The 12352-nt window shown below is 63.9% G+C and carries 3 protein-coding genes; all 3 read left to right on the top strand.

The features are described 5' to 3' along the window. Positions 1 to 3198, top strand: a 3198-nt coding sequence (locus FGE05_RS22765) for a condensation domain-containing protein (RefSeq protein ID WP_139648470.1), incomplete at its 5' end; no start/stop codon positions are given. A 395-nt stretch (positions 3199 to 3593) separates the two neighbouring features. Further along, a complete protein-coding gene (locus tag FGE05_RS22755) occupies positions 3594 to 4856 on the top strand; it encodes a glycosyltransferase (RefSeq protein ID WP_139648469.1) in 1263 nt (420 codons plus the stop codon). Positions 4857 to 4949: 93 nt separating this feature from the next. After that, positions 4950 to 12215, top strand: coding sequence for a non-ribosomal peptide synthetase (locus FGE05_RS22750; RefSeq protein ID WP_176563026.1), 7266 nt, complete (start codon positions 4950 to 4952; stop codon positions 12213 to 12215). The last annotated feature ends 137 nt before the right edge of the window (positions 12216 to 12352 follow it).

The raw sequence follows: 12352 nt of genomic DNA, 5'->3' as shown, positions 1-12352 counted from the left end.
GCCCGGGGTTACCTGAATCGGCCGGAGCTGAGCGCCGAGCGTTTCATCGCCGATCCGTTCAGCAGTGAGCCGAACGCCCGCCTGTACAAGACCGGCGACCTCGGTCGTTGGATGGCCGATGGCACGCTCGAATACCTGGGCCGCAACGACTTCCAGGTGAAGATCCGCGGCTTCCGTATCGAGTTGGGTGAGATCGAGAACGCCCTGGTGGCTTGCCCGGGTATTCGCGAAGCCGTAGTGATCGCCCGTGAGGACAGCCAGGGCGACGCGGAGAGCAAACGCCTGGTGGCCTATGTCTGCGGCGAGCCGGTCCCGGCCGAGCAACTGCGCAGTGCGCTATTGAGCGGATTGCCCGAGTACATGGTGCCCAGCGCCTTCGTGCACCTGGACGCCCTGCCCCTCACCGCCAACGGCAAGCTCGACCGTCGCGCCCTGCCCGAACCCGGTCAGGACGCCCTCGCCAGCAAAGCCTACGAGGCGCCGCTGGGTGACACCGAGATCGCCATCGCCGAGATCTGGAAAGGCCTGCTGCACCTGGATCAGGTTGGCCGTAACGACGGCTTCCTCGAACTGGGCGGTCACTCGCTGCTCGCCGTGCAGTTGCTGTCCAGGCTGCGCCGCAAACTGGGCGCGCGGATTACCTTGCGCGAACTGTTCGACGCACCGACGGTGCGTGGCCTTGCGGCGCTGGTCCACAGCGCGTCGCCCAATGAGACGGCATCGATTCCACTGGCCAATCGCTCGGGACGGCTGCCGTTGTCCTTCTCCCAGCAACGGCTTTGGTTCCTCGATCACCTGGACCATGCGGCCGGCGCCGCCTACCACTTGCCCCTGGCCCTGCGCCTGACGGGCTCGCTGGATAAGGCCGCCTTACAAGCCACACTCGACCGCCTGGTGGCGCGCCATGAAACCCTGCGTACCCGTTTCGAGCTGGTGGACGGCGAGCCGGTGCAAAAAATCGCCCCGGCCGACTACCGCTTCCAGCTGGAGCAACAGGACCTGCGCCCGATGCCGGCCGACGAACGCACGGCCACGCTGGAGCACCTCGGTCACCTCAACGCCACGCAGTTGTTCGACCTGGGCCAGGGACCGTTGATGCGCGGCCACCTGGTGCAGCTGGCGGACGACGAGCATGTGCTGTTCATGACCTTGCACCACATCGTCTCCGATGGATGGTCCAACAGCGTCCTGGCCCGGGAAGTGAGCGTGCTCTACAGCGCATTCGCCCAAGGCCAGAAAGACCCGTTGCCACCGCTGGCGCTGCAATATGTGGACTATGCCGCCTGGCAGCGCAAATCCCTCGAAGGCCCGGCGTTGCAGGCGCAGATCGACTTCTGGCGACAACATCTGGAAGGCGCGCCCGCACTGCTGAACCTGCCGCTGGATCGTCCGCGTCCGGCGATACAGAGCTATGCCGGCGGTATCGTCGACTGTGCCTTTTCCGCATCCCTCAGTGCCGAACTGCGTGCCTTCAGCCAGGCCCAAGGCACCACGTTGTTCATGGTGCTGCTGGCCGGCTGGTCGGTGTTGATGAGCCACCTGAGCGGACAGCACGACGTGGTGGTCGGCACGCCGGTGGCCAACCGTCAGCGGCCGGAGCTGGAGGCGCTGATCGGTTTCTTCGCCAACACCCTGGCGTTGAGGATCGATACCGGGCGCGACAGCCGTATCGACGGGTTGCTGGCGCGGATCAAGGACCAGACACTGGCGGCCTACAGTCACCAGGACCTGCCCTTCGAGCAGGTGGTCAGTGCATTGCAGCCGACTCGCAGCATGAGCCACAGCCCGTTGTTCCAGGTGATGTTGAGCCTGGACAACACGCCACCGGCGCCGCTGCAACTGCCGGGGCTTGCGGTGCAAACCCTGGAAAGCCCGCACAACACCACCCAGTTCGACCTGTCGCTGTCACTGGTCGACAATGGCGAGCGCATCGGCGGCAGCCTGCAATTTGCCAACGACCTGTTCGACCGAGAGACCGTGCAGAATATCGCCGGACTGTTCGCCAAGGTGCTGGAAAACCTGGTCACCGACCCACGGCAGTCCATCGGACAGTTGCTGGAAAACACGCCGCCGCTGGTGCGCTCGGTCACCGCCGTGGCCTCGCCGACCGGCACCGAAGACAGCCCGGCCCCAGCCTTGCCTTACGAAGCTCCTCGGGGCGAGACCGAAATCGCCATCGCGGCGCTCTGGCGGGACCTGTTCAAACAGGAGCGCATCAGCCGTCACGATGACTTCTTCAGCCTCGGCGGTATTTCGTTGATGGCGGTGCAGATGGCTTCGCGCTTGCGCAAGGTACTTGGCAAGCCCATCGCCGTGCGCGACCTGTTCGTCGAACCGACCATTGCCGGTTTCGCCAGGACCCTCGATGGGCAAGCCCGACCGGGGGCCAACAGCAACCTGGTGCCGATCCGTCGCAGCGGTTCCCAACGGCCGCTGTACCTGGTGCACCCACTCGGTGGCGAAGTGCAATACGCACGGGACCTGGCACCGTCGCTGGATCCCCAGGTTCCGGTCTATGGCCTGGCCGCCAGTGGCCTGGTGGCGGGAGAAGCGCCGCTGTCGGACGTTCCGTCCATGGCCACGCGTTACCTGGCGGGCATCCGTCAGGTCCAGCCGCAAGGTCCGTACCGGATTGCCGGTTGGTCGGCCGGAGGTCTGATCGCCTATGAAATGGCCCGTCAACTGCTCGCCAGCGGTGAGGTCGTGGAATTCCTTGGCATCATCGATGCGTCGGCACGCCCTGAACCGGTGCCGACACAAGCGGTAAGCGAAGCGCAGTTCCTGATGGCCTGGCTCCCCACGCAGATCACCCCCGACCTGCTCGGACAACTGACAGAACTGGCACAGCACTCGGCCATCGACGCGATGCTGACGCTGTGCATCACCCACGGCCTGTTACCGGAGGAACTGCCCCACGACATCGACGCCGCCCTGCTGCGTACCCACCTGGGGGTTGCCTATGCGATGCGGCAGGCCATCGGCGCCTACGTCAGCCCACCGAGCCCGCTCGAGGTATCGCTGTTCACCGCGAGCGAACAGCAACGCAACGACCCGACCCTGGGCTGGCGCGGGTTGCTCAATGACCAGGTGAACGTGACCGCCCTTCCCGGCACCCACAACACCGTGGTCAAGGCCCCTCATGTGGCCAGGTTGGGCGAGGCGATGTCCCAGGCCTTGAAAGCTCGCGCCATGTCATAGGATCGGGTTTGTGCAAGTCAGTCAGCATGGACGCTGGCTGACCTACCGCTATCGCGAGCAGGCTCGCTCCCACAGGAGATTTGGGGTGTACGCAGCTTTTGCATACACCACCGGACCCTGTGGGAGCGAGCCTGCTCGCGATGACGGCGGCACATTCAACACTTCCGTAACAGACACTCCGCTATCGCGAGCAAGCTCGCTCCCGCACTGGATCGCGGCTGTACGCCTACCAACCGTCGAGTGTCCCCATTTTCCGCCACAGACTTTTGCTCCCCGCCAATGCTTAATGCCCCCCGACAGGCTGAACCGTTTTAGTGGACGGAGTCCACGGACAGTCTCTGATCGCTGCTGATCAGGGTGGCCTATAACCGCAAGATCACTTTGGAGGGAACCTTATGCATGTGATCATTACGGCCGTCGGCTCAGCCGGTGACGTTCATCCATTTGTCGGCATCGGGCGTACGCTCGTGGCACGCGGGCACCGGGTCACGTTTTGCGCCAGCGCGGCGTTCGCGCCGTTGATCGAGCGCTGTGGTTTCACCTTCTTGCCATTGGGTACCCGTGAGGAATATGACGAGGTCATGGCTGACCCGGCGCTGTGGCATCCGCGCACGTCACTGCCTACCCTCTGGAAAACCATCGCCAGCACCCTGCGCGAACAGTACCGGCTGCTGGAACAGGCCTGTGACGACGAAACGGTCATGCTGGGGTCCTTGTGGGCATTCTCCGCGCGTCTGCTGCAGGAAAAACTCGGTATCCCGCTGGTCACCGCGCAGGTGTCGCCGTTCGGTTTCTGGTCGGCCGCCGCGCCCTCGACCCATCCACCAGGCACCAACCTGCCGGCATTCGTGCCCTATCCCGTGAAACGGCTGCTGCTGGGGGTGATCGAACGGGCATTTCTCGACCGGGTCATGGCCCCGGAACTCAACAGCTTCCGCCAGGAGCTGGGGCTCGCGCCGACCAAACGCATTATCAGCCAATGGATTTCCTCGCCTGATCGGGTGCTGGGGCTGTTTCCGGAGTGGTTCGCCCCCGTGCAACACGACTGGCCTGCCCAGACCGTCCTGACCGGCTTCCCGTTGTTCGATGAGTCCGGACTCCAGCCGCTCGACGCCGAACTGGAAGACTTTCTGAACGAGGCTTCACCGGTGGTGTTTACCCCGGGTTCGACCATGGTCAATGGCGAGCAATATTTCACCGCAGCGGTTCAGGCACTGAAATTGATCAACCGTCGCGGCGTGTTCCTGACCAGCCAGCCGGTGGATCCTTCAGTGTCCAGCGAAGGCAGGATCCTGGTACGGCGCTACGTGCCGATGAGTCGCATCCTGCCCCACAGCGCAGCGCTGGTGCATCACGGCGGTGTCGGGACCACGGCCCTGGCCATGGCCGCCGGCGTGCCGCAGATCGCCACGCCATTCGCTCACGACCAGTTCGACAACGCTGCACGAATGGAGCGCCTGGGCTGTGGCTTGCGGGTCTTCCCGCCCGCCTCCGCCGAGTCGCTGGCCGCGGCGCTGGACAAGGTCTTGAATAGCCAGGAAGTACGCGCCAGTTGCGACCGCTATCGCACACTGATTCCGAGCGGTGACAGCGCCAGTGAAGCGGCAGCCCTGCAGATCGAGGCGCTCGCCCGGACTGCCAGGTCACGCGCAGCCTAAGGCCGACATCGCCCAGCGCAATCATGGATGAAACAGCCACCGACAGAAGAACGCCAGCCGTTTTTCTGTCTGGCTTTGAAAAGGACGACGAACATGGACGTACTCTACCCGCTTACCGCCCCGCAGCTGGACATCTGGCTGGATCAAGTGCTGCACGGCGACAGCCCGCTGTACAACATAGGCGGGTATGCCTGCATCAACGGCCCGGTCGATGCCGCAAGGTTGAAACAGGCCATCGACCACGTGGTCAGCCGCCACGACGCCTTGCGCATTCAACTGGTGCCGGGCTCGGCGGAGCATCCCCTGCCGCGCCAGCGCTTCCTGGAATCGGCCAGCGCACCGCTGACGTTGCACGATGTTTCGGCAGAAGCCGATCCGCAGGCCAGCGCCCTGGCCCTGCTGCAAGTCAACCTGCAAACGCCATTTTCCTTTGACAGCGGATTGCTGTTTCGCACGGACCTGATCAAGGTTCGCGACGACCTCCATTACTTTTTCGTCAACGGCCACCACCTGGTCATCGACGGCTGGTCCTTCGCCATGATTGGCCGAGCGATCAGCGAAACGTATACCGCCGCACTGGACCCAGCGGAAACGCCCATGCCGGCGCCGACCTACCAGGCGTATGTCGAGCAACAGAAGAACCACAAGGACTCACCTGCCTTCCAGCGTCAGCGCCAGTACTGGCTGGACAAATACCGCAGTGTGCCCGAACCCCTGCTCGCGCCCCGCCACCCGGGTCGATTCGAGCAACGCCTGGCCCCCAGCCAGAACCACGCCTGGCGCTTGCCCCGTGCGCTCTACAATCGTCTTGGCGAACGGGCCAAGGCCTGCGGACAGGCGACGGTTTTCCATGCCATGCTGGGGCTGCTCTACAGCTACTTCGCGCGCATTGCGCAACGGGATGAAATCGTGATCGGCATGCCGGTCCTCAACCGTGCCAACGCCACACACAAGGCCACCCTCGGCCTGTTCGTCGGCATGAGCCCGGTACGCCTCAGCCTGGGCACCGAACTGAGTTTCAGTGAGCTGGTGGCCAGGATCGCGTTGACACTCAAGCAGGACTATCGCCATCAACGTTATCCGTTGAGCGAACTGAACCGTGAGCTGGGCCTGCAGAACGTGGGCCGCCGGCAATTGTTCGACCTGGTGGTGTCCTACGAGCAAGACCAGGACACCTGGTACGGCTCCGCACCCGCCCAACCGGTCAAGCTCAGCAATGGCTACGAACAGATGCCCCTGGCGATGCACATTCGCGAAGCCGCGCCGGACGACGACGTATGGATGCATTTCATCTACAACGAGGCCTGGTTCGACGCGGCGCAGATCGAGGCCTTGCAACAGCGCTTCATGACCGCACTGCACGGTGTGGTCGATGATTTCGACGTGCCGGTCAAGGCCCTCGACATCATGCCTCCCGTTGAGCGCTACCGGGTGGCGAATGAATGGAACCACACCCCTGTCGACTACCCCAGGGACGTACTGCTTCATCAACTGATCGAAACCCAGGTAGCCGCGCGCCCCGAAGCCACAGCGGTACGTTTCGAAGACCGGACGCTGACCTACGACGAGCTGAACCGACGGGCCAATCAGGTGGCCCACGCCCTGCTCGAAACCGGTATCGGCCCCGACGCACGGGTCGCCATCTGCCTGGAGCGCAGCCTGGAAATGGTGGTGGGCCTGTTGGGCATTCTCAAGGCGGGCGGCGCCTACGTGCCCCTGGACCCGGGCTATCCTGCCGACCGCTTGCGCCACATGTTGAGCGACAGTGCCCCCAGCACCCTGATAACCACGCGCGCGTTGCTCACGAACCTGCCCGCCGTGACGATGCCAGTGCTCTGCCTGGACAGCGATCTCGAGCAACTGTCCCGCCAACCGCGGCACAACCCGGACCCCATCGCCCTGGGATTGACCCCGCGGCACCTGGCCTACGTGATCTACACCTCCGGCTCCACCGGCCTGCCCAAAGGCGTCATGAACCAGCATGACGGGGTGGTGAACCGATTGCTCTGGGCCCGCGACGCTTATCAGGTCGATGAACACAGCCGTGTCCTGCAAAAAACCCCGTTCAGTTTCGACGTGTCCGTCTGGGAGTTTTTCCTGCCGCTGCTCAGTGGCGCGCAACTGGTGGTCGCCGCTCCCGGCGGGCATCAGGACCCCCGCTACCTCCTGGACATCATGGCGAGTGCCGGCATCACCCTGCTGCACTTCGTACCATCGATGCTTCAGGTCTTCCTCGATCAGGTCACCGCGCAACCGTTGCCAGACCTGCGAAAAGTCCTGTGCAGTGGCGAAGCCTTGCCCTATGCCTTGCAGACGCGTTTCTTCGAGCGCCTGCCAGGGGTGCAGTTGCATAACCTCTATGGCCCCACCGAGGCGGCCATCGACGTGACGGCCTGGCATTGCCGACCCGATGTGCACCCGGGCATCGTTCCCATCGGCCGGCCGATCGCCAATACCCAGCTGTACATCCTCGACGCCAACCTGCAACTGTTGCCGCCGGGCATCGCTGGTGAGCTTCACATCGGCGGTATAGGGGTCGCACGGGGTTATTTGAACCGTGAGCAACTGACCGCCGAACGGTTCATCCGCGACCCGTTCCAGGCCGACCCGCAGGCGCGCCTGTACAAAACCGGCGACCTGGGTCGCTGGCTGCCCGACGGCAGCATCGAATACCTGGGCCGCAACGATTTCCAGGTGAAGATCCGAGGCCTGCGTATCGAACTCGGTGAGATCGAAGCGCACCTGGCGGCTTGTGCAGGCGTCAAGGAAGTCGTGGTCATTGCACGCCAGGAAACCGAAGGCGATGCCTGCCTCAGCGCCTACCTGGTGGGCGAGTCCGGCTGTGTGCTGTCACCCCAGGCCCTGAGTGCAACCTTGCGCCAGCACGTGCCCGACTACATGGTGCCCCGGCACCTGATCCAGCTCGAACAATTGCCCTTGAACGCCAACGGCAAGCTCGACCGCAAGGCCTTGCCGGAACCCGCACAATCCTTCGGCAGCACCGACGCGACCGCGCCGCGCAACGCCCTGGAACAGGCATTGGCCGAACTCTGGGCGGACAATCTGCAACGCCCCGTGCCCGGTGTCCACGACAATTACTTCATGCTCGGTGGCGACTCCCTGAAAGTCATCCACTTGCAGATCAAGGCCCGTGAACATGGGATCGCCCTGACGCTGGCACAGGTCTATCAGCACCCGACCATCGCCGAACTGGCCCAGAGCCTGCAGGCGCAGGCCGTCGCGCCGGCGGACCTGGCGCCCTCGGCCCATGTCGCCCCGTTCGCCCAGGTGCCGGAGGCGATCCGCCTGGCCAATGAAGGTGAGTTCGAGGATGTTTTTGCCGCCTCGCAACTGCAGGTCGGGATGATCTACCACTCGATGATGCACCCGGATTCGGCGATCTATCACGACATCTTCCGCTACCGCCTGCGCCTGCGCTGGGATCCGCTCGCCTGGGACCGGGCCTGCCGCGCGTTGATCCGCCGTCACCCGGCATTGCGCATGTCGTTCGACATCGGCCATGCCGAAACCCCGATGGCCCGGATTCATTCAAGCGTCGAACCGCCGGTGCAAGTCATCGACGCCGTGTCACTGAGCCCTGAAGCCCGGGCCCAGGCGATTGCTGCCTATGTAGAGGAGCGCAAGCGCTACCGCGAAGACTGGCAACGGGCGCCGCTGTATCAGTTCTGCGTGTTTGTCGCGGCCCAGGAAATCGACCTGGTGTTGAGTTTCCATCATGCGATTCTCGATGGCTGGAGCGTCGCTACCCTCATGCGTGACCTGATCACGCTATACACCTCGGAACCCGGCACGGACGTATTGCCCGCCCTGACCACGACACCCGCCGACTTCGCCGTCCTGGAGCGGGAAGCCATGGCGTCCGACGTCCACCGCCACTTCTGGAGCGAATACCTGCGCGATGCACCGGCCGCCTCCATGACCAGTTGGGTCTCCGTGGTCGCCCCCGACCCGGTTCAGCACCGCTCGGCCTGGCGGGAACTGCCCCCGGCGGACCTGGCGCGGCTCGAGGCGTTCTGCCGCGTCCAGGACCTGCCGTTGCGCGCGGTCCTGCTGGCAGCCCACGGTTTCGCCCAAGCCATTCTGTCCAACCAGACGGAAGTGCTGTGTGGCGTCATCAGCCACGGTCGTCCGGAATTCGAAGATGCGGCCTCGGTGCTGGGCCTGTTCCTCAATACCCTGCCCATCCGTTTCGACACCCAGGGCGGCAATTGGCTCGAGGTGATCCGCGCGCTGATCGCCCAGGAGCAGCAGGTGTTCGCCCATCGGCGCTATCCCTTCGCACTGATCCATCGCGAAACCGCCGTGGCCCTGAACGTGGTGTTCAACTACGTCGACTTCTATGTGCTCAAGGACATGCTGACGCAGGACGAGGGAATCCTCACCGAATGGGACACCACCGAAGCCAGCAACTATGACCTGCTGACCACCATCGGTCGCCATCCCGCCAACGGCTCACTGATGCTGAAAATGGACTACTGCACGGCGCGGGTCGCCACCAGCCAGGTCGAGGCCTATGCCGACTACCTGCTGCGCACCCTGGAGCTGATGATTGCCGGGCCCGGTTCCGCGCCAAGCATACCGGCCTGGCTGCCCAACCCCGTCCAAGCCATGCCGACGGCCGTCACGGCAATGCCCCATGACAATCTGTCGTCCTTGTTGCTGGACCGCCTGGCGGGCCACGACGAACGAATCGCTGTGAGCTTCGAGCAGACCCACCTGTCCTATCGCCAACTGAGCGACACCTGCGCGCAACTGGTGAGTTGGTTGCACCGACACGGCATCGGACAAGGCGATCGGGTGGCGATCATGATGCCCCGCTCGCCCGAGCTGATCGTTGCCCTGCTCGGCGTGGTGCAGGCGGGCGCGGCGTATGTGCCGATTGACCTGAGCTACCCCCATGAACGTATCCGGCTGATTCTCGAAGACTCCCAACCGAGCCTGCTGCTGTTTGCCGATGCGTCGGCCACCCTGGCGAACACCCTGGCAGGCCAGACAGTCAAGCGTCATTGGAACGACGTGGCCGCCGGATTCGATGACGACCTGGCCCGCAGTCATGAGCTGGTGGCCCACATTGCCGCCGGCATTGCAGGCGAAGATAACGCCTACCTGCTCTATACCTCGGGCTCGACGGGACGCCCCAAGGGCGTGGCCATGCCACACCGTGCGCTGACCAACCTGGTGCTCTGGCAGAACCGCCAGCAGGACACCGGCAAACCGTTGAAGACACTGCAGTACGCGCCCATTTCGTTCGACGTATCGTTCCAGGAGATTTTCTCCACCCTGTGCGGCGGTGCAGAGCTGGCCATGATCGACGAAGGGCTGCGCTATGACTTCATCCGGCTGCTTAAATTTATCCAGCTGCAAGACATCAATCGGCTGTTCCTGCCCTACGTTGCCTTCCAGGGGTTGGCGGAAGTTGCCCAGCAACTCGATCTCCGCCCCGCCTCGCTGCGCCAGATCAGCGTGGCCGGCGAGCAGCTGAAAATCACCGCCGAAATCCGCAACCTGCTGGACAGTCTCGACGATTGCCGAGTGGAAAATCACTACGGCCCGACGGAAGCCCATGTGGTCACTTGCCTCAAGCTGGAAGGCGCCGCAGCGTCCTGGCCGAGCATGCCGCCGATTGGCACCGCCATCGACGGGGTTCGCATGCATGTCCTGGATGCCACGGGCAACGCCTGCCCGGTCGGGGTCACGGGAGACTTGTTCATCGAAGGCATCTGCCTTGCGAACGGCTACTGGAATCGACCTGACCTGACTGACGAGCGCTTCATCTATCGCCAGTTGGACGGCAAGACCCGGCGTCTTTATGAAACCGGCGACATCGGGTTCTACCTGCCTTCGGGTGACCTCGTCTATCAGGGCCGCAGCGACGCGCAGGTGAAGATCCGCGGTTATCGCGTCGAACTGGGGGAAATCGAGGTGGCCATGCTCGGCTCCAGCCGGTTCGGTGCCGACATCCAGCAGGTGGCGGTCATCGACAAGGCGGCAGCGGACGGCAGTCGTTATCTGGTGGGCTTCGTCCAGGCCATGCCGGGGCGCGAGCCGGACCTGGATCAACTCAAGGCCGAGATGCGCCTGGCGCTGCCCGACTACATGGTGCCGAACACCCTGGTCGGCATCGCGCGGATCCCCCTTGGCCCCACCGGCAAGATCGACCGCCGACAACTGCAGAAGGTCGAGGTGCAAACCACCCTGCTACGCCCGTTCACCGCGCCCAGGAACGCCACGGAAGACCTGTTGCAAGCCTACTGGCAAGAAGCCCTGGGCCTGGAAGACATCAGCGTGCACGACAACTTCTTCGAGCTCGGCGGCAATTCGCTCAAGGCCGTGCAACTGGTTGCCATGCTGACCCGGCACCAGGGCCTGGAGCCGTCACTGTCCGACTTCATCCAGGCTCCGACCATTGCCGAATTCGCCCAGGTCCTGCAGCGGACCGACGCCGCGCCCTCCGACACCGGCGCGCTGGTGGACTTCAAGAATGCCAGCCGGGCGCCGACGCTGTTCCTGGTCCACCCCATCGGTGGGCATGTGCTGTGTTACGCCGCCCTCGCCCGGACGCTCAAGGATCAGGTTCATCTCTATGCGCTGCAAGCGCCAGGGACCTGGGATGCCCGTGAGCCGCTGCAATCGGTGCAGGCCCAGGCCGTGTGCTACGCGGACGCCATTGAACAGGTCGCCCCCCAAGGCCCGCTGAACATCGGCGGCTGGTCCTACGGCGGCATCGTGGCCTATGAGCTGGCGAGCGAGTTGCGGCGGCGCGGACGGCGCCTGCACAACGTGTTCCTGCTGGACACCATCGTGCGCGTCAAGCAGGGCGAGGTCCGAATAGAACGCAGCGAGTTCATGAACTGGTTCATGTGGGAATTGCTCAGCGGCGACGGCCAGAAGGAATACGACTACCAGGCCCTGGACTTCTCTTCCATGACTGACGCGGACGCCTTCGATGCGATCAAGCAGCATGGTATCGAGCAAGGCATTTTCGACAACAACATCACCCGGACCGCCTTGACGCAATTGTTCCAGGTCTTCCATGCCAACTGGCAGTCGCTGCTGGACTACCGCTTCCCGCCGATGGACCTGCCGATCACGTTGTTCGCCGCGGATGTCGAACTGCCCGACGTGCTGCAGGCGCCCCATGAGCAGGTGGGCACTGCCTTTCACGACCCGTATCGCGGCTGGCGGACGATTGCTCCCCAGGTGCAGCGGGTGGCCGTGGAAGGCGACCACCTGACCATGATGCGCGAGCCGCACATCGAGCGGGTGGGCGAGATCATCCGCTCACGAATGGACGCGGCCCGGGCCGCACATGCCGGTGCCCAGGCGGCGCTGGCCTAGCTGCTCAAGGGTCCAGCTGAAATTAAATCTGTGGCGAGGGGATTCATCCCCGCTGGGCTGCGTAGCAGCCCCAAACCAGTCACAGCGATGTGTCAGTTGGATTCAATCAACTGTATTGGGGCTGCTGTGCAGCCCAG

Source organism: Pseudomonas sp. ICMP22404, assembly GCF_006227205.1.
Taxonomy (GTDB): Bacteria; Pseudomonadota; Gammaproteobacteria; order Pseudomonadales; family Pseudomonadaceae; genus Aquipseudomonas.
The sequence above is the reverse complement of the archived record's forward strand: the minus strand, read 5'-3'. Positions and strand labels throughout refer to the sequence as shown.